This window comes from Cupriavidus sp. 94F1, assembly GCF_057798875.1.
Genome location: NZ_JBYOJT010000008.1, coordinates 91,705 through 116,143, shown reverse-complemented (window position 1 = coordinate 116,143; position 24,439 = coordinate 91,705). Strand labels below are relative to the sequence as shown.

Genomic DNA, 24,439 nt, shown 5'->3' with positions numbered 1-24,439 from the left:
CCCTTATTGCTTTTCGATATTGGCCTTCTGCGCAACGGTGGCCCATTGCGCAGTTTCCCGCTGGATCAGCTGCGCAAACGCGGGGCTGTCCAGATTGCCCGGCTGCGAGCCCATCCTGGCCAGGAAGTCCTTCATGTCGGGCGACTGCAGCGCCTTGTGGACTTCGGCCTGCAGGCGGTCGACGACTTCCTTCGGCGTGCCCTTCGGCGCGGCCAGGCCCGACCAGTTGAACAGGCTGAAGGCCGGCAGGCCGGCTTCGGCAAACGTCGGCACATTCGGGAACACATCGACACGGCTCTTGCCGCTGATGGCCAGCAAGCGCATCTGATTGCCCTTGACCGGCGCCAGCGCGGTTGGCGTGGACACCACCAGCAGGTCGACGCTGCCTCCCAGCAGGCCCACCATGGCCTCGCCGGCACCCTTGTACGGCACGTGCATCAGCTTGATGCCGGCGGCCTGCTGGAACGCCTCGGCGGCAAAATGCGGAGAACTGCCGGGGCCGCCCGAGCCGAACGTCACTTCGCCCGGATGCGCCTTGGCGTAGCTGACCAGCGACTGCAGGTCCTTGAAGCGCGAATCGGCCTTCACGCCCACCACCACCGGCGAGAACGCAAACGGTGCGATGGGCACCAGCGCGGTCTGATGGTCCCAGTTCAGCTTCCTGAAGACATAGGGCAGCGTGGTGTACGAATTGTCGTTGGCCAGCAGCGTGTAGCCGTCTGCCGGCGCGTTCACCACCTGCGAGGTGCCGATCGTGCCCGAGGCACCCGGCTTGTTCTCGACCACGAAGCTCTGGCCCGTCTGCTGGGTCAGCTTCTGCGCCACCTTGCGGGTCACCACATCGACGGCGCCGCCCGGGGGGTTGGGCACGACGATCCGCACCGGCTTGTCGGGATACGCCGCCAGCGCTGGCACGCCCAGGCCGGCCAGTGTCGCGGCGGCGGCCAGCGGTACCGCCAGACGGGCACACGAACGGAACAATGAGGGAAAAAATGCGCGATGCAACATCGTTGTCTCCTGGCAACTGTGACGGGTATGGCTGACGCCAAACCCGCCGCGATGCCTGTTTCTGTCTGTGGAAGCCGGGGCTTCCCTTACACCGTGACACCCTTACACGGTTACACCGTTACGCCGTTATACCGCCGTGGCGGCGTCCCGCAGCACGGCCAGCACGTTCTTCGCCGCGCCCACGCCCATGTTCACGTAGGCCGCGTCGCTGACACCGCCGATATGCGGCGACAGGATCAGGTTCTCGATCTGCTGGAACGGATGCGGCACGGTCATCGGCTCCACCGCGAAGCTGTCCAGGCCGGCCGCATACAGCTTGCCGCTGGCCAGCGCCTCGGCCAGCGCCGGTTCGTCGATCAGGCCGCCACGCGCCGTGTTGACCAGGATCGCGCCGTCCTTGAACTGGGCCAGCGTCTCGCGGTTCAGCATGCCACGGTTGTCGTCGGTCAGCGGGCAATGCAGCGACACCACATCGGCCTCGCGATACAGCTGCGGCAGGTTGTCCACCCGCGTCACGCCCTGGGGCACCGTCTTCGCATAGGGATCGAACGCCATCACGCGCATGCCCAGCGCCACGCCGGTCACGGCGGCACGACGGCCAATCTCGCCCAGGCCCACGATGCCCAGCGTGCGGCCGTTCAGCTCGATGCTCTTGTGGATCGCCTTGTCCCAATGCCCGGCGCGCATGCGCGCGTTCAGGTGCGGCACGGCCTTGGCGCAGGCCAGGATCAGTGCCCATGCGTGCTCGGCCACCGCGGCGGCGTTGGCGCCCACCGCCGCCTTCACGGCGATGCCGCGCTGCGCGGCGGCGTTCTGGTCGATCACGTCGATGCCGCTGCCGTGCTTGGAGATCACTTTCAGCGACGGCGCGGCATCCATGACCGTCGCGCCCACCTTGCCGTAGCGCACGATGATGGCCACGGGGTCCTTTTCCAGGGCCAGCGCCAGCACGGTTTCCTCGCTGCATTGCTTGCCGGCGAAGACCACCTCGAAATCCTTGAGCAGTTCCAGCGCCTGCGGCGCCAGGTCATTGCCCGTGACCAGCAGTACGGGTTTCTTCGCGATGCTCACAGCGATTCCCCTTCGGCCAGCACGCCAGCGGCGCGCAGTTCCTTGTCGAGCCAGCCCGGACGCAGGTCGCCGGCCTTGATGGCGGCAATGCGCTTGGCTTCGGCATCCACCTTCTTCTGCGCCAGTTCCAGGATGGCCGGCACGTCTTCGCGCGGGATGACGACCACGCCGTCGGCGTCGCCCACGATCAGGTCGCCCGGATTGACGGCCACGCCCGCCACCGAAGCGGGCCAGTTCACCAGGCCGCCAATGGCCTTGGTGGGGCCGCACGGATTGGTGCCGGCCGAGAAGATCGGAAACTTGCCATGGGCCAGTTCGTGCGAATCCCGCACGGCGGCATCGATCACGAAGCCGGCCAGTCCCGAAGCCTGCGCCTGCGTGGCCATGATCTCGCCGCACAGCGCGGCCGTCTGGTCGCCCTTGCCGTCCACCACGATCACATCGCCGGGCTTGCCCAGCGCCAGCGCCACGTGGAACATCAGGTTGTCGCCGGGACGCACTTCGACGGTCAGTGCCGGGCCGCACACCTTCATGGCCGGCGACAGGCCCTGCACGCGGGCATTCAGCGTGCCGCGACGGCCCACCACATCGGCCAGGATGGCGGCCTGGAACTTCGACGCGCGCGCCACCAGTTCGGGCGAAACGCGCTCGAAATCACGGCGGATGGCGGGGGATGCTTTGGCTTGGGTGCTCATGTACGACTCCAGATATGACGGACAAACAAGGGGGTCCAACTCGGGGGATTACTTTGTGGAAGCGAGCTTCCACAGGCTTTCGAACTTGCCGCGCTGCGTGGCCATGTGCTGGGTCCACGCCGTGCCGGACAGGTAGGAGATGCCGCGCGCCTCGTTGACGGCGCGGGCCAGAAATTCGGGGTCTTTCGTCGTGGCCTCGATGGCGTCCTGCAGACGCCTGGCGATCTCGGGTGGCAGGCCGCGCGGTGCCGCAAAGCCACGCTCGGACGAGATCGTGATGTCGAGCTTCTGCTCGCGGGCCGTCGGCACATCGGCCAGCAGACCGGGGCGGCGCTCGGTGCCCAGTTGCGCCAGCACCTTCACGTCCTTCGACGCCCGGTCGGCCTCGGTGAATTCGGTCGTGCTCATGGCCATCACGTCGATGTGGTGGCCCAGCAGGCTCGTCTTGGTCTGCGACGTGCCGGCGAACGGAATGTGATTGACGCGGGCGCCAGTGGCCTGCTGCAAGGCCAGCGCGGCCATATGGCCATTGGTGCCGATGCCGTTGCTGCCCATCGACAAGCCTTCGGGGTTGCCCTTGAGCTGCTTCACCAGATCGGCCAGCGACCCCAGCTTGCTGTCGCCCGCCACCACGAACATGGCCGGATCGTCGACCACGCGGGCCAGTGGCACGATGCCGGCCGGGTCGTACTTGGGCTTGCGCTGGATCGGAATCGTCAGCAGCGAAGGCGTCGACACGATGCCGATCGTGTAGCCATCGGCCGCCGCCCGCGCCAGCGCCGAGTAGGCAATCTCGCCCGAGGCGCCCGGCTTGTTCACCACCACGATGCGGGCCTTGCCGCCCAGATGCTTCTGCAGGTACGGCGCCATCGCGCGCGCCAGCAGGTCCGTGCCGCCCCCGGCGGCAAAACCGACGTAGACCTCGATGGGCCGGTCGTCGGGCCAGGCCGCGTGCGCGGACATGGCGGTCATCGCAAATGCCGCGACGAAAAGCGATCGCAAGGATCGGGGGGACCGGACTTGACGCATTGGTTGTCTCCGTTTTGCTGCGTTGTACGATGTACAACAGCGTTTCATAAATTTGAGACAACTATAGTCCGTAAAGGTCGCGACTCCACTTGGCGTATACCCGTGTACGGTACAAAACGGCGTTGTACACAGTACAATCATCGAAATTACGTACCGGAACCAACAATGAGTAACCACGGGGTAGCCGCCGTCGAAAAGGCGCTTGGTTTGCTGGACTGCTTCCGCCTTGGCGCGGAGGTCCAGTCGCTGGCGCAACTGTCCAGCAACTCCGGCATGCACAAGACGACGGTGTTCCGTCTGCTGAATTCGCTGGAGCGGATGAGCTATGTGGTGCGCACGGCCGACGGGCGCTATGCGCTGGGGCCGCGTGTGCTTTACCTGGGCAAGCTGTACGAGCAATCGTTCCAGCTCGGCTCGCTGATCGAACCCGTGTTGCAGGAACTGGCGCTGGCCACCCGCGAAAGCGCGTCGTACTACGTGCTGCACGGCGACGAGCATCGCATGTGCCCGTATCGCGCCGAGCCGAGCGAGGGCCTGCGCGAGACGCGCCTGCCGGGCACCATCCTTCCGCTCGACGACACGGCCATCGCGTCGGTGCTCAAGTACTGGGGCAAGGCGGACGAATCGGCCCGGCGCGACGAGCCGCTGCCGTGGTTCACCGCCGGCGTGCGCGACATCTACACCGCAGCCTTCGCCACGCCGCTGTTCGGCGCCGGCGACAAGTTCATCGCCGCGCTTGCGCTTTCCGGCCCGGCCTCGCGCCTGGAGGCGGCGGATCGCGCCGAGATCAGCCGCGCGCAGCTCGTGGCGGCCACCAAACTGTCAAGGCTGCTGGGCGCGAGTCCGGCATGGTGCGAGAAGATCTACGGCACGGGGAACGTCCCGCACGACTGAAGCCTGTGCCGTGACATCGGCCGCCGCCCTCCCCCGGCATTCCCGCCCGGGCGAAGGGGCTTTCCGCAATGGATGGCCTGGGTCCGCCTGCCGGATGCACGCTCGGCGAGAGGTGGCGTGTCCGCCAGACCAAGCTGGCGATCTTCATCGTCTTCCCTGATTTGCCGGCGCTACCGGCCCCCGACCGTGTAAACTCCCCGTTTTTTCATCCTGGCGACATGATGCAAGTGCCACAGCGCACGGGTCTCAGCGGCCCGAAACTGCTACGCCTGCTGGCTCGCCTGACGGATGCCGGTGCCTCTGGCGCCGCGCCGTCGTTGTCTGCGGTGATGAGCCGGTGGCTGGGCTGGACCGACGCCATCGCGCTATCGGCCGCGCTCAACGGCAATCCGCCGGAAGTGCCGTCCGGCGCACCGGCGCGGGTAAGCCATGGCAGGCCTTCACCGATGGGTGACGCCGCCGGCGCCCATGTGCGCGCCCAGTTGACCGCGGCGATCACGGGCCAGGCCTCGTCGGCCGATACCCGTCGCCGCATGCCGTCGCGCGCCGCCGCGCCCGATCCGGCCGAAGCCGACTTCGCCGTGCATCGCCAGCGCTACGTGACGCTGCAGCAGCAAATGGAACACGAGATCGCCGGACTGCGTGCGCGGCTGCGTACGGCCCTGGCGGCGCGGACGGCGCCGGCGGGGCGGCTGGCCATGCTGGATGCCGTCATGGAGCAGGTGCTCGGCCCGCGCGAACAGGCTGTGCTGGCCGCCGTGCCTGGGATGCTGGAACCGCATTTCACACGGCTGCGCGGCGCTGAGGGCGCGTGGCTCAACGAATTTCGCAGGGATATGCAGAGTGTGCTGCTGGCCGAACTGGAGATCCGCTTCCAGCCGGTGGATGCGCTGCTCGCGGCCCTGCGCGAAAGCTGAATCGACATGAAGAAACCTTTCACAACCGTTGCCGCACCCCTGGCGGTCTTTCTTGCGGGCCTGGCCGTCGTCGGCTGGGTCGGCGCGGGCTACGCCGGCACGAACGCGCTGGCGCTGGCCGTCACGTTGATCATCGGCGGCTTCTATGTGGGCGGCGCACTGGAACTGCGCCGCTACCGCGACGCCACGCCCACGCTGACCGCCGCGCTAGCCGACCTGGCCACGCCGCCAGCGAGCCTTGCAGCGTGGCTGGACCGCCTGCATCCGAGCCTGCGCAACGCGGTGCGCCTGCGCGTGGAAGGCGAGCGCGTGGCCCTGCCCGGCCCGGCCATGACGCCGTATCTGGTGGGCCTGCTGGTGTTGCTGGGCATGCTCGGCACCTTCCTCGGCATGGTCGGCACGCTGCGCACCACCGGCGTGGCGCTGGAAAGCGCCGCGGACCTGCAGGCCATCCGCGCGTCGCTGGCCGCCCCGGTCAAGGGCCTGGGCTTCGCGTTCGGGACGTCGGTGGCCGGCGTGGCCACGTCCGCCATGCTTGGGCTGCTTTCCGCGCTGGTCCGCCGCGAGCGGGTGCAGGCGGCGCAAATGCTCGATGAACGCATCGCCACCACGCTGCACGTGCATTCGCGCCATCACCAGCACGACGCCGTGTATGCGCTGCTGCAGCGGCAGGCCGAGCTGATGCCCGTGCTCGTGGACCGGCTGGAAACCATGACCACCGCGATGGCCCGCCAGAACGAAGCCCTTGGCGAGCGCCTGTCAGCCAACCAGGATGCCTTTCACGCGCGCACCGACGCCGCCTATGCGCGGCTGGCCGACACCGTGGGGCAGTCGCTCAAGGAAGGCATCGCCGATAGCGCGCGTGCCGCCAGCGCGGCCATCCAGCCCGCCGTGGACACCACGATGGCCGGTCTTGCCCACGAAGCCGCCACCGTGCGCGACACCGTCACGCAGACCGTGCAGCAGCATCTGGACAGCCTGTCCGCGCGCTTCGCGGCCACGACGGCCGCCGTGACCGACACCTGGCAGCAGGCCCTGGTGCAGCACCAGCAGGCGAACACGGCGCTGACGTCCGACCTGCGGACATCGCTTGACGGTTTCGGGGAAGCTTTCACGGCACGCTCGTCGGCAATGGTCGACGCAGTGGCTGCCCGTCTCGACGCCGCCAACGCCGGCGCGGCCCGTACGTGGGATGCGGCGCTGTCGCGGCTGGAGCAATCGGGTGCCGCACTCGCCGGCGCCGGCCGCCAGGCCATGGCCGACGCCTCGTCCGCCTTTGCCCAACACGCCGCCGGCATCGCCGCCACGGTCAGCCAGTCGCACGCCGACCTGCAAGCGCAACTGGCCGCGCAGGAGACAGCGCGCCAGTCGGCACTGGCCGCCAGCGACGAAGCCCGCCTGTCCGCCTGGCGCGACACGCTGGCCGCCATGGCCACGACCATGCGTGACGAATGGCAGCAGGCCAGCGCTACGGCGGCGGCCCGCCAGCAGGACGTCCACGATGCGCTATCGCAAAGTGCCCGCGACATCGCCACGCATGCCCAGGCCCACGCCGCCGGCACCGTGGCCGAGATCGACCGCCTGCTACAGGCCGCATCCGGGCTGCAGGCCGAACTGGCATCGCGCGACGAAGTCCGCCTGACCGCATGGCGCGACACGCTGGCCGCCATGGTCGCAACCATGCGCGACGAATGGCAGCAGGCCAGCGCCACGGCGGCGGCCCGCCAGCAGGACGTGCACGACGCCCTGTCGCAAAGCGCGCGCGACATCGCCACGCACGCCCAGGCCCACGCCGCCGGCACCGTGGCCGAGATCGACCGCCTGCTGCAGGCCGCATCCGCGCTGCAGGCCGAACTGGCATCGCGCGACGAAGCCCGCCTGACCGCATGGCGCGACACGCTGGCCGCCATGGCCGCAACCATGCGCGACGAATGGCAGCAGGCCAGCACGCAATCGGCCGATCATCAGCGGGAAATCCGCGACGCCCTGTCGCAGACCGCCCACGACATCGCCACGCACACGCAGCAGCAAGCCAGCGAGACCATCGCCGAGGTGGCCCGTCTGGCCCAGGTGGCAACGGAGGCGCCCAAGGCGGCTGCCGACGTCATCGCCGAACTGCGCCAGAAGCTGACCGACGGCATGGCGCGCGACAACGCGATGCTGGAGGAACGTGGCCGCCTGCTGGAGACACTGGGCACGCTGCTCGACGCCGTGAACCACGCTTCCACCGAACAGCGCACGGCGGTGGATGGCCTGGTCACGACCACGGCCGACCTGCTGGAACGCGTGGGCACGCGCTTCACCGAGCAGGTGGCGCAGGAGACCGGCAAGCTGGACGGCATTGCCGCGCAGATCACCAGCAGCGCCGTCGAGGTGGCGAGCCTGGGCGAAGCATTCGGCGCGGCGGTGCAGCTGTTTGGCGCCTCGAACGACAAGCTGGCCGAGCACCTGGCCCGCATCGAGGCCGCGCTCGACAAGTCGATGTCCCGTAGCGACGAGCAACTGGCCTACTACGTGGCGCAGGCCCGCGAGGTGGTCGATCTCAGCATGCTGTCGCAGAAGCAGATCCTGGAGAACCTGCAGCAGTTTTCCGCGCAACAGTCTGGGGTCGAGGCGGCATGACGGACGATATCGACGCCGGCGTGGAGCCGACCGTCCCGGCCTGGGCGGTGTTTGGCGACCTGATGTCGGTGATGCTGGGCGCCTTCGTGCTGGTGCTGCTGGGCGTCATCGGCGTGCAGATGGAGCTGTCGGCACGGCTCGAGAACGAGGTCAAGCAGCGGCAGGCGGAGCTCAAGCGCCGCCAGACGCTGGAACAGGCGCTGGCCGGGCCGCTGGCAGCCGGCCGCGTCACGCTCAAGGATGGCCGCATCGGCATCAGCGGCAACGTGCTGTTCGCGCTGAACTCCGACCAGTTGCAGCCCGAGGGCCGCACCCTGCTCAAGAGCCTGGCGGCGCCGCTGTCGGCCTATCTGGGCGCGCGCGACGAGATCCTGATGGTGAGCGGCTTCACCGACGACCAGCAGGTCAGGGAAGGTAACCGGCGCTTCGCCGACAACCTGGAACTGTCGGCCCAGCGGGCGCTGACCGTGACCCGCGCGCTGATCGAGTCGGGCGTGCCGCCAGCGTCGGTGTTCTCGGCGGCGTTTGGATCGCAGCAGCCGGTTGCGTCCAATGCCACGGAAGACAGCCGGGCGAAGAACCGCCGCGTGGAAATTGCGCCAGTGCCGCGCATCTCGGCCGGTGGCGGCGCCACGGCAGCCCAGTCCAAACCCGATGCATAGCGAAGAATTGCGCGACGAGCCAACCGCCGACCCGCGCGAGGAACGCCGCGACGCCCGCGCCCGGATCGACGGCTGGCGCGACAGCGGCGCCGACCGCGCCGATCCGGTTCGCTTCCGCTTTATCGACGCACTGGCCCGGCGCGCATCGGCCTACGATGGCGAGCCGCGGCGACGGCTGGAGCAGCGCCTGGCTGCGCTGGTTGCCGATTTTGGCGATCGGTTGTCGCGCGCCGGGATCGAGGCGCCTGCGTCCGGCACGTCGCTGCAGCGGGCCGACGCCCACTCCGGCCTGGCCGCCCTCACGGCGCGGCTTGGCCGGGCCTATCCGCAGGACGCTCTTCCGGACCCGCATCCGGCGGCAGATCCGGCCGCACCGCCGGGCACCCGCTCCGCGTCCCAGGTACCGGGCGCATCCGGCACGCCGGCTGCCGTCAACGCGCATCGCGCCCGACACGCCGAGCCGGCGCTGGCCGACTATTTCCGCGACACCTGGGCGCGCGTCAGCGTCGATCGACAGTTGCGCGATTCGCAGGCCGGTGTGCCGGAAAACGCCGGGCCGTTGAACACGAATCACCTGGTGCATCGCTCGCTGTCGCTGATGCGCGAGGTGTCGCCCGGCTATCTGGAGCAGTTCCTGTCGTACGTCGATGCGCTGTCTTGGCTGGAGGGCATGCACGCCATCTCGCTCGTGCCCGACCGCGAGGCGCCACGCGCCCCTGCCCCGCGCAAGGCGCGGACCAGGTCGTCCCGGTCCGGGAGCGGCACGGCCTGAGCGACGGTGCCCGCACCGCCCTCAGGCCAGCAGGTGACGCCGGTCAGGCGGGCTCCCGGCCAGGCGGCGACGCGGGCGCAGGGTCCTCCGCGACGGGCTCGCCATCGCGCGTCGCAATCAACGCCTTGGGCGTGAGCGGAATCAAGGCCAGGATCAGCGCGTACACGGCTGTGGTGGCCATCACGCAGTACACGAATCCGTGCGACGGCGCGCTGTTGTAGATCCACGACCCGAGCAGGTCGCCGGCACGCCCGGACAGCGCGAGCACGCCATCCACCAGCATCATCAGCGTGCCCTGCAGGCCGGGCGGACAGGATCGCATCGCCAGATCCAGGTAGGCGGCGGTGGCAATGCCGCCCATCAGCCCGGTCGGCGCCGCCAGCACCAGCGCCAGATCGGCCGACTGGATGAACGCCAGCGGAATCATCTGCGGCACGGCGATGATCGTGCCCCACCACAGCAGCTTGCCCAGCGCGACCCGCTTGCACAGGTAGCCGTAGATCAGGAAAGTCGGCACGAAGGCGGCGGCGAAGATGCCGTTGTAGTACGAGTACACGCTGTCCGACGCATGCAGCTCGTTGGTCAGGTAGAACTGCAACGGCGTGGCCGAACCCGGGGCGAAGTTCCACAGGAAGCAGATCAGCACCGCCGGATAGACGGCCTTGTGCCGGACCAGCCTTTTGATGTTCCCCACGAAGTCGGTGGCGCGGGCCTGCCTCCGGTCATAGAGCTGCCCGAACACCGACGGCGGCTTCCAGAGCGCCAACGCCACGATCATCAGGTTGAAGACGGCCACCAGGTAGATGGCCTGCCTGGCGGCCAGGTGGTCGGACACGTAGCCCGAAGCGAAGGCGCCTGCCACCACCGGCACGGCGCTGATCACGTTCCACAGCGCGCTGAGCCGGCCGGACATCAGCTTTTCCTGGCCGACCAGGGCGATCAGCCCCTGACAGGCCGCCGCCACGAAGCGGAATGCCAGCATGGCCATCAGCGTGCCCACCAGCAGGCCCGGATAAGAAAAGCCCGAATGGGCCATCCAGACGCAGGCCAGCGCCGTCAGCGGCGCAAAGACCAGGAAATAGCCGCGATCGCGCATGCCGAACGGGCTCCACTGGTCGCGTGCCAGCCCGAACACGAACGCCACATAGACGGGGATGCCCGTCACCAGCCGGAACGTGGAAATCTGCGTGGCCGTGGCGTGCAGCTCGTTCTTGAGCATGTACGACGTCTGGATGTCGACCAGGGCGCCGGCCGGCGTCGCCAGGTAGACGAACAACGTCAGCCATCCGAAATACACCAGCGTTCGGTCGCTGCCCGTGTCGTCCCCACGACCAGAATCGGCCCGCATCGTCGCACCTGCCTGAGCCTGCCCGGAGTAAGTGTAGGAAAAAGTCGGGGCACCGGCCCCGGCGGTCGCCAGTTCTCACCAACTGAAAAAGCTTGACCCTGAGGTGGACTTCAATCCTACAGTGGTCTCTGGCCCGAACGATGCGCTGGACAATTCCCGGCACGACGGGCCGCGCCCGGCCGCGGCGTACCAGCGCCGCCCGCCGGATTCCCGCATCGAGGCTTGATGGCCGCACCACTCAGGAGAAGCGAATCATGGGATACGTCACAACCAGCGACGGCGTTGATATCTTCTACAAGGACTGGGGACCACGCGACGCACAGGTGATCTTCTTTCATCACGGCTGGCCGCTGAGCGCCGATGACTGGGACGCCCAGATGCTGTTCTTCCTGGCGCAGGGATACCGGGTCGTGGCCCATGACCGACGCGGCCATGGCCGGTCCAGCCAGGTCTGGGACGGACACGACATGGACCACTACGCCGACGACGTGGCGGCCGTGGTGAAACACCTGGGCGTACAGAAGGCCGTCCATATTGGCCACTCCACGGGCGGCGGCGAGGTCATCCACTACGTTGCCCGCCATGGCGAGGACCGCGTCGCCAAGGCCGTGCTCGTCAGCGCGGTGCCGCCGTTGATGGTCAAGACCGAAAGCAACCCGGGCGGCCTGCCCAAGGACGTCTTCGACGGTTTCCAGGCGCAGGTCGCGGCCAATCGCGCGCAGTTCTACCTCGACATTCCCACCGGACCGTTCTATGGCTACAACCGGCCCAACGCCAAGCCGTCCGAAGGGGTCATCCGCAACTGGTGGCGCCAGGGCATGATGGGCAGCGCGAAGGCCCACTACGATGGCATCGTGGCGTTTTCGCAGACCGATTTCACCGAGGACCTGAAGCGCGCCACGATCCCGGTCCTGGTCATGCACGGCGACGACGACCAGATCGTGCCCTATGCCGACTCGGCCCCGCTGTCGGCCAAGCTGCTGAAGAACGGCACGCTGAAGACCTACCCGGGATTTCCACACGGCATGCCCACGACCAACGCCGACACGATCAATGCCGACCTGCTGGCGTTTGTGCGCAGCTAATCACCTTTAACATCGATCCCTCCAGCAGGCCCGCCCCGATTTCCGAGGCGGGCCTTTTGCATGGCGCGGCCGGACCGGTCGCACAAAAAGGCCTTGACCTTGAAGTTGACTTTAATCTTAGAGTCGAGCCTCGATCCAACGAGGTGACCTCATGAACGTGTTCGACAAGCTCGTCCTTCGCAACGGTTCCAGCATTCCGAACCGCATCGCCAAAGCCGCGATGGAAGAGAACATGGCTGACGCCGACCATGCGCCGTCCGACGCGCTGATTCGCCTGTACCGGGCGTGGGCAGACGGCGGCGCCGGCCTGCTGCTGACCGGCAACGTGATGGTGGACGGCCGCGCCATGACGGGGCCGGGGGGCGTTGTGCTGGAAGACGCCACGCACCTCGACAGGTTCCGGCGCTGGGCCAGCGCCGGGCGCGCCAACGGGGCGCAGTTCTGGCTGCAGATCAACCATCCCGGCCGCCAGATGCCCGCCAGCCTGCGGCAGCCCACGTGGGCGCCCTCCGCCGTGCCGATGGCGCTGGGCAACATGTCCAGGCACTTCAGCCCGCCGAAGGCGATGACCCAGGACGTCATCGAGGATGTGATCCGGCGCTTTGCCCGCACCGCGCAACTGGGCGAACAGGCCGGCTTCACGGGTGTCCAGATCCACGCTGCGCACGGCTATCTGCTTAGCCAGTTCCTGTCGCCGCTGACCAACCTGCGCAACGACGCCTGGGGCGGCCCACTGGAGCACCGCGCCCGCCTGCTGGTCGAGATCGTCAAGGCGGTACGGGCGGCGGTCTCGCCGGGGTTCGCCGTCGCGGTCAAGCTCAATTCCGCGGACTTCCAGCGCGGCGGCTTCAGCGTCGAGGACGCCCGCGAGGTCGTGAAGATGCTCGACAACCTGGGCGTCGACCTGGTGGAACTGTCGGGCGGCAGCTACGAGGCGCCGGCCATGCAGGGTCAGGCGCGCGACGGCCGCACGCTGGCCCGGGAAGCCTACTTTGTCGAGTTCGCGCAGGACATCCGCGCCGTGGCGACGATGCCCGTGATGGTCACGGGCGGCATCCGCCGCCAGCCGGTGGCCGAGCAGGTGATCCGCAGCGGCGTGGACATGGTGGGCATCGGCACCGCCCTGGCCATCAACCCCAACCTGCCGCGCGACTGGCTGGCCGGCAAGGACAGCGCACCGGCGCTGCCGCCGATCACGTGGAAAAACAAGGCGCTGGCGTCGCTGGCCAACATGGCGGCGGTCAAGTTCCAGCTGCGCAACCTGAGCCGGGGCAAGGCCACCCACCCCGGGGTGTCGCCGTTGCGCGCGCTGATCCTGCAACAGATGTCCGATGCCTGCCGCGCACGCAAGTATCGGCGCTGGGCGGCGCAGCGCGTCAGGGCCTGAGTGTCCCGGGGGCCCGCACGGGTTACCCCAAAGTGCCATTGCGCCCCGTCCGCCCGCCCATAAAATGAAGTAGCGGGCGGGCCGCCGGGCCGCCGGGAACGTCGCCGCCCGCGCCAGCCGATGTCCGGCACCACGCGCAAAGGAAGCCATGACATGACCATGCGGCCGGGACCATTTCGGATGCGCCTGGGTTCGCCACGATCGTGGGGCCTGGCGACGGTGTTATCGCTGCTGGCCCCCGTGGCGCTGGCCCAGCAGCTTTTTGGCACCGCCCAGGACGGCATGCTGGCGTTCGGCCAGGCCGTGCTGGCTGACGACCAGCCCGCGCTCACGCAAATGCTCGGCGATGACTTCCGGGCCATCGTCCCGCCCGTCGGCGACGCGGCCCGCGAGACGTTCGTGCGCGCGTGGAACGTGTCCCACACCGTTCGAACGGCCGATGGCCATGCATTCATCGTCGTGGGCGACGACGGCTGGACCCTGCCCGTCCCGCTGGTGAAACGCCCGGCGGGCTGGCAATTCGACACCCGGGCCGGCCTGCAGGAAATGCGCGTGCGCCGGATTGGCCGCAACGAACTTGCCGCGATACAAACCCTGCTGGCCATCCGGGACGCGCAGGACGACTACGCCGAGACCACGCACGACGGCGAAAAGCTCCACGTCTACGCGAGCAAGCTGGCGAGTTCGCCGGGCAGGCACGACGGCCTGTACTGGCCGACCGGGCCCAGCGAGCCGCCGAGCCCGCTTGGCGAGGCCTTCAGCCATGCCAGCCGCCCGAACCAGGGCGAGGACGGCTACAACGGATACCGCTTCAAGCTCCTCAGGGCACAGGGCAAGCATGCCCAGTCCGGCGCAATGAACTACATGGTGGACGGCAAGCTCTTCGGGGGCTTCGCGGTGATCGCCTGGCCCGTGCGCTATGGCGACACCGGCGTGATGACGTTCATGGTGAATCACCTCGGCATCGTCTATGAACGCAATCTCGGCCCGCAGACCGACATGAAGGCGTCCGGCACCGAGACCTTCGATCCAGCCCCGGGCTGGAGGCGGGTATCCCCATGAAGCGCATGGCCATCGCAACGGGCTGCGTCGCGCTGATGCTGGCGGGGTGCCAGACGCACCCGCCAACCACGGGCGCCCCGGACAGCGCCGCGCCATCGCCGGCGTCTGCCCAGGCCCAACTGGACCAGGCCCGCCTGGCCGCCGTGCAGAAACCGGCCGGTGCCGCGTACAAGCCCGAGGAGATCGAGGCGCTGGTGGCGCCCATCGCCCTGTATCCGGACAGCCTGCTGTCCCAGGTGCTGATGGCATCCACCTACCCGATGGAAATCGTCCTGGCCGCCCGCTGGCTCAAAGCCCATCCGGACCTGAAAGGCGACGCCGCCATCCAGGCCGCGCAAAGCGAGCCGTGGGACGCCAGCGTCAAGTCGATGCTGGCCTTTCCGCAGGTGCTGGCGCCGATGAACGACAAGATCGACTGGACGCAGAATCTGGGCGATGCCTTCCTGGCGCAGCAGAAGGATGTCTTCGATGCCATCCAGCGGCTGCGCGCCAAGGCGCGGCAGGCCGGCAACCTGCAGTCCAACGCCCAGCAGACGGTCACCACCCAGACCACCGCGGCGGGCCAGAGCGTCGTGATCATCGAGCCCGCCAACCCGCAGACCATCTACGTGCCGGCGTACGACCCCGGCGTCGTGTACGGCCCGTGGGCCTATCCCGCGTACCCGTACTACTACTGGCCGCCCTACCCCGCCTACTATCCCGGCTACGGCTCGGGCATCGCGTTCGGCGTGGGGCTGATCACGGCAGCGGCGATCTTCGGCAACTGCGACTGGAACAACAACAACGTCCATGTCGAACATCACAAGGCCCGCAATATCGACCGAAACTTCGATGCCAGCAAGCTGAGCGGAGACCGCTGGCAGCATGACGCCCGCCATCGCCAGGGCGTGGCCTACCGCGATAGCGCGTCGCGCGAGCGGTTCGGACGCAGTTCGCCCGGCGCGGAAGCCCGCAATGGGTTCCGGGGCCGCGACGGCAGCGCGGGCCGTGACAGCGGGTTCAACGGGGTCGGCAATGGCCGTGGCGAGATGCAACGCGACATGAACCGCGGCAATTCGAGCCTGGGCTCAGGCTCGAATCGTGGAAATGCCGGCGGCTTCCGTGGCGGCGGCGGTGGTGGGCGTGGATTCGGCGGCGGCGGCCGGGGTGGGCGGCGCTAGGCGAAGCCCCTGCGGCTGCCGGCGTCACTGCCGGCGTCACTGCCGGCGTCGCTGCCGGCATCGCCGCGCCCCGTTCGTTCATACCGGGCCTGCAGGCAGCGACCGGCTCACTTCACCGGTTCGAAGTCGCCCGGCTTCCAGCTCTTGTCGAATGCCGCCGCCTCCGGGCCGTAGATGCGGATGTAGGCAAACCATCCCTTGCCCGGCGTGGTCTTGATCCAGCGGCCTTCCTTGCCGGCCGGCGCGGTCGGGCCCACATAGAGATCCAGCGGGGCGTCAGTCGGCACATCCTTGAGTTCAAACAAGGAGCGCAGCGCTGCCTTGTCCTGGTCGGTCTGCACCTGCGAGCGCGTTTCGGCATCGTAGATGGTGACCGACCAGAACAGCTTGCCGGGCACCGGCTGGGGCAAGGTCACCTTGTAGTGCTTGCCGCCATCGAGGAATGCCCCGCTGCCGTCGCGCACGGCCATCCAGTACAGCGAACCAGCGCCGGCACTGCGCCGGAACATGGCGGGCGACGTGACGATGGCCTGGGCAAACCAGCGGTCGCGCGATTCCAGGTCCATGCCTGCCGGCGTCTCGAACTGCGCGCTGCCCGGCGTCAGGCCGACCCACTCCCACTTCCGGTCAGGCCAGTTCACCCGGTCGGGGCGGGCGCTGTCGAAGGCCGACACCAGCATCTGGTCACGCCCGGCCCTGGCCGCGCGCTCCAGGATGTCCTTCATGCGTGCATCGGGTTGGAACGGCTTGCCTTTCTCGATACCCAGTTCGGCCAGCAAGCCGTACATGGGCAGGAATTGCGGCACGATCCGTTCCTCGTCGATGATCTTCTGCAACACCTGCCAGAACTGGAGATTGCCTTCCCAGCGCAGCGACGAGCTGTCCATGCGCTGCTCGGTCGTATCGACCAGCTTCAGCGGCACCGGACTCGCCGCCGACGACAGCGGGTAGATCCGGATCGCCCGCAGGGCATTGAGCGCGCGGGGCAGGTCTCCGCCGACCGGCAGCGCGCGCACCGCGAACAGGTTCTTTACTGAAGGCGACGTGCCAACGTGGTAGCCCTTGGGGATCTTTCCCTTGTAGCCGGCCGGCACCACCAGGTGCTTGCCGCCCTTGCCGGCATCCGGCCCCGGAATACCCACGTCCTGCACCCAACCCTGGTTGTGATCGTCTACCAGGCCAATATAGGGGCCGGGCGGCAGCTCGATGACGACCGGGCCCTGACTCAGGTCGATCACGGCCGATGCATAGGGCGTGTCGGAATTCAGCGTGAAGCCGACCTGCCTCGGACCGGCCGCCGCCATGCCCCACGACTCTCCATCCTTGATCCCGAGTTCCCGGTTGCCGTTGAAGATACCTTCCACCGAGACCGTCGGATACCAGAACCGATACGCCGTCATGGCGCGCTGGAAATCCGCATCGTTGCGTGCGGCCTGTGTGGTCTGCGCCGTCGGATAGCCGCGCTCGAATACATACCCCGTGGCGCCTTGGGCGAAGCTGCTGGCCGATGCCGCTACCAGCAGCGTGAACAGCATCATCCTGGAACGTGTCATGCGGATTCTCCGTGGAAGTTGGCATGCCGCGCCATGTGGATCATGGCAGGCATGGCAATTGCCGATCGAGCATATCGCAAGGCACACCTGCCCCATGACGGCCCGATGTTGAATGTTTTGATGGAGAGATTTAAGAGAAATGGACAGGTGCCAGAGCCATCATGGCCGGCCAGCGGGTAACGGGTCCGGACGAAACGGCGGCGTTGCCAGTGCGACGGCAAACACGTCGACCAGCGCCGGGTCATACAGACTTCCCGCCCCGTCGCAAATGGCCGCCATGGCCAGTTCGTGTGGCATGCCCGGCTTATAGACCCGCGCGCTCACCATCGCATCGTAGGAATCGGCGAGCGCCACGATGCGGGCGGAGAGCGGGATGTCCCGCCCGCGAAGGCCGGCGGGATACCCCGAACCGTCCCATCGCTCGTGATGGTAGTGCGCGACTTCCTCCACGGATTGCAGTTGCGCGGCCAGCGTGGCGCAATCGCGCCGCGTCGCCCCGGCGATATCGCTGCCCATCGTCGTGTGGCGCTTCATGGCACCGTATTCGGCCTGGCTCAATTTCCCGGGCTTATGCAGGACTTCCGGCGGCACCCCGATCTTTCCGATGTCGTGATGGCGGGCACCCACCACGAACAAGCTGGCTTGTTCGGCGCTGATGACGTACCCATCCAGGTTCCATGTTCGCAATACCTTCAGCATGACGCGGACAATCTGGGAAGTCCTGTAGCCATGGCGCGCGATCTCCACGTCGTCCAGATGCAGGCGGGTGTCGCGATGGAAGGGCCCGATCGGACGCCCAATCCGTCGCGCATAGGACAGCGCATGCCTGATCAGCATTTCATTTGCAGTCGTCATTGAGATCCCCCGGATCGTTCAATATCACTGCACCCGACACGCGGGATTGGGCCCCAGCGACGCCTACCACGCGTACTTCACACCAACCCTGAGGGCATACTGGTAGAAGCTCTGCGCGCCCCACGCGCCCGACACATTGCTCCATGCCGTCCAGCGTTTGCCCAGATCGGCATTCACGCCAAGCTTCACTTCATAACGGTTGCTCGGATACATGCTGCCCAGCGGCAGGTCGTTGAACGATATGCTGCTCGATACGCTGGTGTGCCACCAGTTCAGCGTCAGATACGGCTGGATCTTGCGATCCTCCGGACGCACGAAGGTCCGGTGGAAGCGCGCACCCAGGCGCGTGATCCAGCCGTGGGCGTTGGCACCCCGTACGCTGGTGCCGTTCGGCTCGGTGACGTCCGACTCGTTGTAGCCCACATAGATCAGTTGCCCCTGCGGCTCGATCACCCAGTCATTGCGAAGCGGCACGGCATAGCCGGTCTCGCCCGACGCGGCCCAGCCCTGGGCGTTGTAACGGACCGATGGCAGGTATTGCCCGTCGACATGGTTGGTGAACCAGCCGTACTGGAACCACGTGTCCACGTAGGCCCCGAGCTTGTGCTCGTCGTTCTGGTACCAGGTGCCATACCCGCCCACGCTCCAGCCTTCGACCGTGCCCTTTGCGGAGAACGGGTTCCCCTGCGCGGACGCATTGGTATTGGCGTAGCCGTAGCTGCCCATCAGGCCCAGGTGACCGCGATCCGCCCCGTCACTGAACACCTTCCACTTGGCAAGCTCGGCGCCGCCATGCAACAGGAACGAGTTGGTGCGCGCGGTGAAGATGCCGTTGGCGCTCTTGCTGCCCTGCCAGTTGCCCACCACCCGCAGCCAGCCGGCGCGCGGCTTGTCCTGCTCCGGGTTGAAGCCCTGGCCCTCGACGTACTGCGGCTCTCCCAGGCGGTCGTGCAGGCTATGCACGAACATCTCGCCCACCAGCCGCTGGTTGGCAAGGTACGCGGCGATCTCCGGGCGATAGAGCGGATCGGGGGCTGGCGACGCCGCCTCCGACCGCAGATACCACGCATCCGCGTTGGATCCATCCACACTGCCACGAAACAGCCGATACTCGTAGGCACCGGCGACGGCGCGGCCATCGAGCGCAAAGGCATCGGCGGCAGTGGTGCCGCCCTGGATGGCGTCCACGACCTGGATACCGTTGGCGACGGTCAGCGCCCCGGCGCCGCCAGCGTTTGTCACCCGCAGGCCGGTCGTGCCGGTGGCCGTGCCGCCATGAATCACCAGCTTGTCCGATGCGGAGCCGTCCGCGCCAAGCACCGTGTTCAGCGCGATGACGCCACCCGTGCCGCTGTAGTGCTGGGCAGTCAGCGTCTTGAATCCTCCCGTTGCCGGCGGCGTGAACGCAATCAGGCTGGCATTGTTGGCAAGGTTCGTCAGCGTGGAGTTCGCCGTGACATGCCAGGTGCTGGCGTTTGCCAGATTGAGTGTCGATGTGCTGGCCGCATCGGTGAGCGCGGCGCCGGTCAAGGTGGAAGCGTCGGCGTTGACCACGCCCACGCCGGGGCCGGCCGCACCGGCCGAGACGGTCAGCAGCGCCGTGGCGCCGGAGACCGTGGAGCGCGTCAGGTTGACGGTGGCGTCCGGTCCGATGACAGCGATGGCGGCCCCCTGATCGGACTTCAGCACGGTATCCGTCAGGTTGGCCGTTTCCACGGACAGCGGCGTGGTGGCCTTCGGCAGCAGCGATGGCGCGATCACCGACGCGGGCGCCAGCAGCAGCTCGGATTCCCCGCCACTGGCATCGGCCGCGCCGTCCCTTGCACCGGTCAGGGTCGTGCCAAGGCCGACCGATCCGGTGCCACCCATCAGTGTCAGTCCATTGGCCCCAGTCCCCGACGCATGGAGCGTGGCCCCCGTCGCGGTGAAGATTCCCCCGCTGCCGACACGCACGACGTCGGCATTGGCGCCGGCGGTGGCAAGCGAAGCATTGCCGCCTCCCGCGGCAGGCTGGACGATGGCGGTGGCGGTGGTATCCACCACCAGACCATGGGCGCCATCGCCGCTGGTGGTGATCGTCGTCCCATTGAGGGTCAGCAGGCCGCCCTGCTCCGCATAGGCCCCGTGGCCGTCCAGCCCCGTGGTCGTCACGCTGCCGCCATTCGCCTGCAACTGGCTGTTCGCGCCGGTCGCGGCCAGGCCAATAGCGTGCTGGTTCGATGTCGTGACCGGAACGGTGTCGAGCGATATCGCACCGCCGCCCCGCGCCAAGGCCCCGTGCGCCCAGGCACCGCTGGTCGCAATGCTGCCACCCGTCGCCGTCACACGCGATGGGCTGTTGCCCGCCGCGTTGGTGCCCGAGGCCAGCAACCCGGCGGCGCTCGTGCCGTGGGTCTGAAACCGTGTGTCGTTCACCGTGATATTGCCGCCGACGGATGCCGACGCCGCGGTGCCGTTTGTACCGAACGTTTCCACGGTTGTGGTGCTTGCGTTGATCGACGACGACTCCGAGGCCCGCAGGCCGACGCCCGTCGTGCCATAGGTCTTGATCGAGCTGGCAGTGAGCGTGCCGCTGGACCCTTCCTGCATGTTGAAGCCATAGGAACCGATGTTTCCGGCGGCGACCTCGCCGGAGGTGCTGAGTGTCACGTGATCGGCCTGCACGGTCCCGCCAAGCCGCGCACTGATGGCGCCGCCGATCTGGCCCGTGGTCGTGATCGTCGTGCCCGATACGATGCCGCTCGATCCTGCATCCTTGACGAAGACGCCGTAGGCCCCCGTAATGCCCGCAAACGCGCCCGATGTGGTGACACTGCCGCCATTGACCGTGACCGCCGCACCGCCGGACGCCACGACGCCGTAGGCGCCGTTCTCGGAGCCCGACAGGAACGTGCTGCCCGCCGTCGTGATATCGACGTTGGTGACGGATGCCCTGCTGCCGGCGCCCGCTACGTAGACGCCAAACCCGCCCGGGCCGGTCGTCGAGATGGTCGAGTTCGATATCGATCCGCTGGCACCGCCGTTCACCATCATGCCGAATGCCAGCGTCGATGCGCCGCTGGCCCCGCCCGTCGCGATGCGTGCATGGCTTACCGTGGCATTGGCGCCGGTACCGTACACCCAAAGGCCGTTCGCGCTGTTGCCGCTCGTCGCGATCGACACACCGTCTGCATTCAAGGTGCCGCCGGCTGCTCCAGCGGTCTGGACGAGGATGCCCGTGGCACTGGTGCCGGTTCCGCTGGTCGTGATCGATACCCCGCCCGTCCCAGGGCGGATGACACCGGTTCCGCCATACACATACAGGCCATAGCCGGTGGTATTGAGGACGATCGGGCCGGGCAAAGTACCGAAAGTCGGGTCCAGCGTAGCCGTCCGACCGGCATTTATCCTGACACCGTTGCCCGTGACCGTTATCGTCGTCGACCCGGCGACCGTCCCGTCGGCGGTGCTGACAATGATTGGCGTGGTGATGTTCCCCGGGCCGTACGTGGCGGCCAGCGCCGATCTGACAACACCGGGCGCCATGCACATGGCGACGATCAGGAATGGGTATCGGGCGCAGGACCGGCATCTGACCATGCTTGCAAACCTCTCGCTGGAACGATTGCAGTGAATGGCGAGCCGGGCATGCATGCTGCGCCCGATACTGGCCGGCGGCATCACGCGCCCGAACGGGCATGCTTCCCCATGCAGGGAGCCAGCACGGCTGGCCGGAATCGCGATGGGTTCAGAATACAATCCGCGTCCCGGCAACCTACATGAAATATTTCAAAAAACGTATTAAGAGGAACCTTTAACCGCTATTATCGTTTCTGACGTTTTCTGCGTTGTCAGAATCGGTGCGTGCGGCGGGCGTGCTCCCGACGACGGGATTTTGGCGGGATGGCGGGATGGCGGGATGACGGGATGGCGGCGATGGCGTGATCAGGCGGCCGTCACAGGGCACACCCGCACTGGGATGGACTTGGCAGCCGGAACGTGGCTTTCCTCGGCATGGTGCCAAAGCGGCAGGAGCGGATTGCACTCGGGAAAATAGCCCGCCACGCATCCGGCCGGGATATCGAAAGGCACCAGTTCGAAGCCGTCGACTCGCCGTGTCACGCCGTCGGTCGTCACGGCTTCCAGGCTGACGCGCTGCCCCGCCGAGAGCCCAAGGCGCGCGATGTCGCCGTCATTCATCAGTACCACCATTCGCGTGCCCTTGATCCCCCGGAACCGGTCATCGAGCGAATAGATCGTGGTATTGAACTGGTTGTCGCTGCGCAGCGTGAACAGCCGCAGCGCGTCTGCGCCGGTCTCGGGCGCGTCCGGATCTTCGAGCAGGGACGCGGGCGTAAAGAACTCGGCCTTGCCGCTTTTTGTCTTCCATTGCCGCTGGGCCACGGGCATCGGCCGGTGAAAGCCGCCGGGCTCCCACATGCGTTCGTTAAGGCCCCGAAAAATGTCCGGATAGGTCTGCTCGATGGCGTCCCGCACCAGCGCGTAATCATTGGCCCAGGCATTCCAGTCCACACGACTGCCTGCACCGAGCACCGACCGGGCGATGCCCGCGACAATCTGCTGCTCGGACAGCAGGTCCGGGCTGGCCGGTTCGGCCACCCCCCGGGAACCGTGGAAACACCCCGTGCTGTCTTCCATCGATACCGCCTGGGCGCCTTGCGCGCGCTGGTCGATCTCTATGCGGCTCAGACATGGCAACACATAGGAAATCGCGCCATGGACGAGGTGGCTCCGGTTCAGCTTCGTGGTGATGCCCACCGTCAGCCGCAGCTTGCGCCAGGCAGGCTCGACCACGTAGCGGTCGGGCACCGAGCGCACCAGATTGCCGCCCAGCTGCACCACGGCCTGCACGCTGCCATCGATGATGCCCCGACACGCACCAACGGTATCCAGCCCCTTTTCGCGCGGCGGCTCGAAGCCGAACTGCGCCGCAAGTTTGTCGAGCGGGGCCAGCTCAGGCTTCTCGGTAATGCCCACGGTGCGCTGGCCCTGCACGTTCGAGTGCCCCCGGATCGGCGACGCTCCGGCACCCGGCTTGCCCAGGTTCCCGCGCAGCATCAGCAGGTTGGCGACCATTCGCACGTTCTGTACGCCATGCCGGTGCTGCGTCAGCCCCATCCCGAAATGCGCGATGACGGCCTTGGCATTGCCATACGCCGCTGCCGCCTCCGTCAGGGCTGCACGGGTCAGTCCGCTCACGCGCGTGATGTCTTCCCACGCCGTCGCCTGCACGCAGTCACTGAACGCGTCGAATCCCACGGTGTGCTGCGCAATGAAATCGCGGTCCAGCAGGCCGGTGCCGCCATTCAGGATGGCGTCGGCATCGGCCTCCAGGAGTGCCTTGCAGATGCCCATGATGGCGCCCATGTCACCGCCGGCCTTCACCTGGTGGTATTGCGTACTGATCTGCGTGGCACCCGGCGTCAGCATCTCGGCCGGCGACTGGGGGTTGACGAAGCTCACCAGGCCCGGTTCGCGAATCGGATTGAAGGTGATGATCGGCACGCCGCGCTTGCGGGCGTCCTGCAACGGGTGGAGCATGCGCGGGCTGTTCGTGCCCACGTTCTGCCCGAAGAAGAACATCAGGTCGGTTTTCTCGAAGTCATCCAGCGTGATGGTGCCCACGCCAACCCCGATGGACGCCGTCAACCCGACCGACGTGCTTTCATGGCACATGTTCGAACTGTCCGGCATATTGTTGGTGCCATACATGCGCGCAAACAGCTGATACATGTACGCCGTCTCCAGCGATGCCCGCCCGGAGGTATAGAACACCACGGACTTCGGGTCCATCGCGCGGAGTTCCCGCCCGATTTCGTCGAATGCCTGTGCCCACGTTACCTGGACGTATTTGTCGGTGCTTGCGTCCCAGCGCAGCGGCACGGCTACCCGGCCAGCATCCTCCAGATCGTGGTCATGCCATTGCTCCAGTTCCGCAACGGTGTGACGCGCGAAAAAATCGGCGGCGATGCTGCGGGCCGTCAAATCCCAGGCTGTCGCCTTGGCACCGTTCTCGCAGAACTCGAAGGTGTGGGGGTCCCTCGGCTTCGCCCAGGAACAGCTGACGCACATGAAGCCGTCCGGTTTGTTCTGATGCGCCAGCGCGTGGCTCGCCCGGACCGGCACATGCTCCAGCACCAGGATCTTCGCCACGGCCTTGAGCGATCCCCACCCGCCGGCGGACCCGGTCGGATTGGCTTCTGCCTTACCGTGTTCCATGGGGCGCTCCTTCGCGTGCGTCCCCGTCGGCGAATTCACCGATAAAGACGGCGCTGTGCCCCGACAGCAGCGCCTTTACGGCGTCCAGTTGCGTGACCGG

General features: G+C 67.4%; 19 protein-coding genes. 10 read left to right on the top strand and 9 right to left on the bottom strand.

Going from position 1 to position 24,439, the window contains the following annotated elements; genetic code table 11:
* Positions 1–3 precede the first annotated feature (3 nt).
* From AC3FJ6_RS19915 to AC3FJ6_RS19900, 4 genes are all read right to left on the bottom strand, one after another.
* Positions 4–1,008, bottom strand: coding sequence for a Bug family tripartite tricarboxylate transporter substrate binding protein (locus AC3FJ6_RS19915; protein WP_488773419.1), 1,005 nt, complete (start codon positions 1,006–1,008; stop codon positions 4–6).
* A gap of 126 nt (positions 1,009–1,134) precedes the next feature.
* Positions 1,135–2,079, bottom strand: a complete 945-nt coding sequence (locus AC3FJ6_RS19910) for a hydroxyacid dehydrogenase (protein ID WP_488773418.1) — start codon at positions 2,077–2,079, stop codon at positions 1,135–1,137.
* Complete coding sequence (locus AC3FJ6_RS19905; protein ID WP_488773417.1) at positions 2,076–2,774, bottom strand: RraA family protein; 699 nt, start codon at positions 2,772–2,774, stop codon at positions 2,076–2,078. The genes AC3FJ6_RS19910 and AC3FJ6_RS19905 overlap by 4 nt, the downstream gene beginning before the upstream one ends.
* Before the next feature lie 48 nt (positions 2,775–2,822).
* A complete protein-coding gene (locus AC3FJ6_RS19900) occupies positions 2,823–3,746 on the bottom strand; it encodes a tripartite tricarboxylate transporter substrate binding protein (protein ID WP_488773416.1) in 924 nt (307 codons plus the stop codon).
* 222 nt (positions 3,747–3,968) lie between these two features.
* Here AC3FJ6_RS19900 and AC3FJ6_RS19895 point away from each other — a divergent pair, with 222 nt between their 5' ends.
* The 5 genes from AC3FJ6_RS19895 (at position 3,969) to AC3FJ6_RS19875 (ending at position 9,670) form a co-directional block, all read left to right on the top strand.
* Positions 3,969–4,697: an IclR family transcriptional regulator gene (locus tag AC3FJ6_RS19895; protein ID WP_488773415.1), complete on the top strand. Its 729-nt coding sequence runs from the start codon at positions 3,969–3,971 to the stop codon at positions 4,695–4,697.
* A gap of 218 nt (positions 4,698–4,915) precedes the next feature.
* Positions 4,916–5,614 (top strand): DUF3348 domain-containing protein, encoded by a 699-nt coding sequence (locus AC3FJ6_RS19890; RefSeq protein ID WP_488773475.1) that lies wholly within the window; start codon positions 4,916–4,918, stop codon positions 5,612–5,614.
* Between the two features lie 6 nt (positions 5,615–5,620).
* Positions 5,621–8,236 (top strand): DUF802 domain-containing protein, encoded by a 2,616-nt coding sequence (locus AC3FJ6_RS19885; RefSeq protein ID WP_488773414.1) that lies wholly within the window; start codon positions 5,621–5,623, stop codon positions 8,234–8,236.
* Complete coding sequence (locus AC3FJ6_RS19880; protein ID WP_488773413.1) at positions 8,233–8,898, top strand: OmpA family protein; 666 nt, start codon at positions 8,233–8,235, stop codon at positions 8,896–8,898. Before AC3FJ6_RS19885 ends, AC3FJ6_RS19880 begins: the two co-directional genes overlap by 4 nt.
* Positions 8,891–9,670: a DUF2894 domain-containing protein gene (locus AC3FJ6_RS19875; protein WP_488773412.1), complete on the top strand. Its 780-nt coding sequence runs from the start codon at positions 8,891–8,893 to the stop codon at positions 9,668–9,670. The genes AC3FJ6_RS19880 and AC3FJ6_RS19875 overlap by 8 nt, the downstream gene beginning before the upstream one ends.
* A gap of 43 nt (positions 9,671–9,713) precedes the next feature.
* Here AC3FJ6_RS19875 and AC3FJ6_RS19870 read toward each other — a convergent pair whose 3' ends face one another.
* The gene (locus AC3FJ6_RS19870; RefSeq protein ID WP_488773411.1) at positions 9,714–11,018 is read right to left on the bottom strand and encodes an MFS transporter; all 1,305 of its coding nucleotides are present in this window, start codon (positions 11,016–11,018) and stop codon (positions 9,714–9,716) included.
* 254 nt (positions 11,019–11,272) lie between these two features.
* Between AC3FJ6_RS19870 and AC3FJ6_RS19865 the strand changes: the two genes are divergently transcribed.
* The 4 genes from AC3FJ6_RS19865 (at position 11,273) to AC3FJ6_RS19850 (ending at position 15,712) form a co-directional block, all read left to right on the top strand.
* On the top strand, positions 11,273–12,103 hold the full coding sequence (locus AC3FJ6_RS19865) for an alpha/beta fold hydrolase (protein WP_153948297.1): 831 nt from the start codon (positions 11,273–11,275) through the stop codon (positions 12,101–12,103).
* A gap of 151 nt (positions 12,104–12,254) precedes the next feature.
* Positions 12,255–13,490, top strand: coding sequence for an NADH:flavin oxidoreductase/NADH oxidase family protein (locus AC3FJ6_RS19860; RefSeq protein ID WP_488773410.1), 1,236 nt, complete (start codon positions 12,255–12,257; stop codon positions 13,488–13,490).
* Between the two features lie 153 nt (positions 13,491–13,643).
* Positions 13,644–14,552 (top strand): DUF2950 domain-containing protein, encoded by a 909-nt coding sequence (locus tag AC3FJ6_RS19855; RefSeq protein ID WP_488773409.1) that lies wholly within the window; start codon positions 13,644–13,646, stop codon positions 14,550–14,552.
* Positions 14,553–14,557: 5 nt separating this feature from the next.
* Positions 14,558–15,712, top strand: coding sequence for a DUF3300 domain-containing protein (locus AC3FJ6_RS19850; RefSeq protein WP_488773474.1), 1,155 nt, complete (start codon positions 14,558–14,560; stop codon positions 15,710–15,712).
* A 107-nt stretch (positions 15,713–15,819) separates the two neighbouring features.
* On the opposite strand, the gene AC3FJ6_RS19845 is transcribed toward AC3FJ6_RS19850, so the two are convergent.
* From AC3FJ6_RS19845 to AC3FJ6_RS19835, 3 genes are all read right to left on the bottom strand, one after another.
* Positions 15,820–17,265 carry a DUF1254 domain-containing protein gene (locus AC3FJ6_RS19845; RefSeq protein WP_488773408.1) on the bottom strand — a complete coding sequence of 482 codons (1,446 nt, stop codon included), beginning with the start codon at positions 17,263–17,265 and terminating at the stop codon, positions 15,820–15,822.
* A 159-nt stretch (positions 17,266–17,424) separates the two neighbouring features.
* A complete protein-coding gene (locus tag AC3FJ6_RS19840) occupies positions 17,425–18,102 on the bottom strand; it encodes an HD-GYP domain-containing protein (protein ID WP_488773407.1) in 678 nt (225 codons plus the stop codon).
* A gap of 81 nt (positions 18,103–18,183) precedes the next feature.
* On the bottom strand, positions 18,184–21,282 hold the full coding sequence (locus tag AC3FJ6_RS19835; RefSeq protein WP_488773406.1) for an autotransporter family protein: 3,099 nt from the start codon (positions 21,280–21,282) through the stop codon (positions 18,184–18,186).
* Positions 21,283–21,523: 241 nt separating this feature from the next.
* On the opposite strand from AC3FJ6_RS19835, the gene AC3FJ6_RS19830 reads away from it, so the two are divergent.
* On the top strand, positions 21,524–21,733 hold the full coding sequence (locus AC3FJ6_RS19830; protein ID WP_488773405.1) for a hypothetical protein: 210 nt from the start codon (positions 21,524–21,526) through the stop codon (positions 21,731–21,733).
* A 311-nt stretch (positions 21,734–22,044) separates the two neighbouring features.
* Here AC3FJ6_RS19830 and AC3FJ6_RS19825 read toward each other — a convergent pair whose 3' ends face one another.
* On the bottom strand, positions 22,045–24,339 hold the full coding sequence (locus AC3FJ6_RS19825; RefSeq protein ID WP_488773404.1) for an FdhF/YdeP family oxidoreductase: 2,295 nt from the start codon (positions 24,337–24,339) through the stop codon (positions 22,045–22,047).
* Positions 24,340–24,439 lie beyond the last annotated feature (100 nt).

What these genes read in the sequence shown, in the direction of transcription:
- AC3FJ6_RS19915 (WP_488773419.1), bottom strand. Translation starts at nt 1,008, where the DNA reads ATGTTGCATCGCGCATTTTTTCCCTCATTGTTCCGTTCGTGTGCCCGT.
- AC3FJ6_RS19905 (WP_488773417.1), bottom strand. Translation starts at nt 2,774, where the DNA reads ATGAGCACCCAAGCCAAAGCATCCCCCGCCATCCGCCGTGATTTCGAG.
- AC3FJ6_RS19900 (WP_488773416.1), bottom strand. Translation starts at nt 3,746, where the DNA reads ATGACCGCCATGTCCGCGCACGCGGCCTGGCCCGACGACCGGCCCATC.
- AC3FJ6_RS19895 (WP_488773415.1), top strand. Translation starts at nt 3,969, where the DNA reads ATGAGTAACCACGGGGTAGCCGCCGTCGAAAAGGCGCTTGGTTTGCTG.
- AC3FJ6_RS19890 (WP_488773475.1), top strand. Translation starts at nt 4,916, where the DNA reads ATGATGCAAGTGCCACAGCGCACGGGTCTCAGCGGCCCGAAACTGCTA.
- AC3FJ6_RS19885 (WP_488773414.1), top strand. Translation starts at nt 5,621, where the DNA reads ATGAAGAAACCTTTCACAACCGTTGCCGCACCCCTGGCGGTCTTTCTT.
- AC3FJ6_RS19880 (WP_488773413.1), top strand. Translation starts at nt 8,233, where the DNA reads ATGACGGACGATATCGACGCCGGCGTGGAGCCGACCGTCCCGGCCTGG.
- AC3FJ6_RS19875 (WP_488773412.1), top strand. Translation starts at nt 8,891, where the DNA reads ATGCATAGCGAAGAATTGCGCGACGAGCCAACCGCCGACCCGCGCGAG.
- AC3FJ6_RS19870 (WP_488773411.1), bottom strand. Translation starts at nt 11,018, where the DNA reads ATGCGGGCCGATTCTGGTCGTGGGGACGACACGGGCAGCGACCGAACG.
- AC3FJ6_RS19865 (WP_153948297.1), top strand. Translation starts at nt 11,273, where the DNA reads ATGGGATACGTCACAACCAGCGACGGCGTTGATATCTTCTACAAGGAC.
- AC3FJ6_RS19860 (WP_488773410.1), top strand. Translation starts at nt 12,255, where the DNA reads ATGAACGTGTTCGACAAGCTCGTCCTTCGCAACGGTTCCAGCATTCCG.
- AC3FJ6_RS19855 (WP_488773409.1), top strand. Translation starts at nt 13,644, where the DNA reads ATGACCATGCGGCCGGGACCATTTCGGATGCGCCTGGGTTCGCCACGA.
- AC3FJ6_RS19850 (WP_488773474.1), top strand. Translation starts at nt 14,558, where the DNA reads ATGGCCATCGCAACGGGCTGCGTCGCGCTGATGCTGGCGGGGTGCCAG.
- AC3FJ6_RS19845 (WP_488773408.1), bottom strand. Translation starts at nt 17,265, where the DNA reads ATGACACGTTCCAGGATGATGCTGTTCACGCTGCTGGTAGCGGCATCG.
- AC3FJ6_RS19840 (WP_488773407.1), bottom strand. Translation starts at nt 18,102, where the DNA reads ATGCTGATCAGGCATGCGCTGTCCTATGCGCGACGGATTGGGCGTCCG.
- AC3FJ6_RS19825 (WP_488773404.1), bottom strand. Translation starts at nt 24,339, where the DNA reads ATGGAACACGGTAAGGCAGAAGCCAATCCGACCGGGTCCGCCGGCGGG.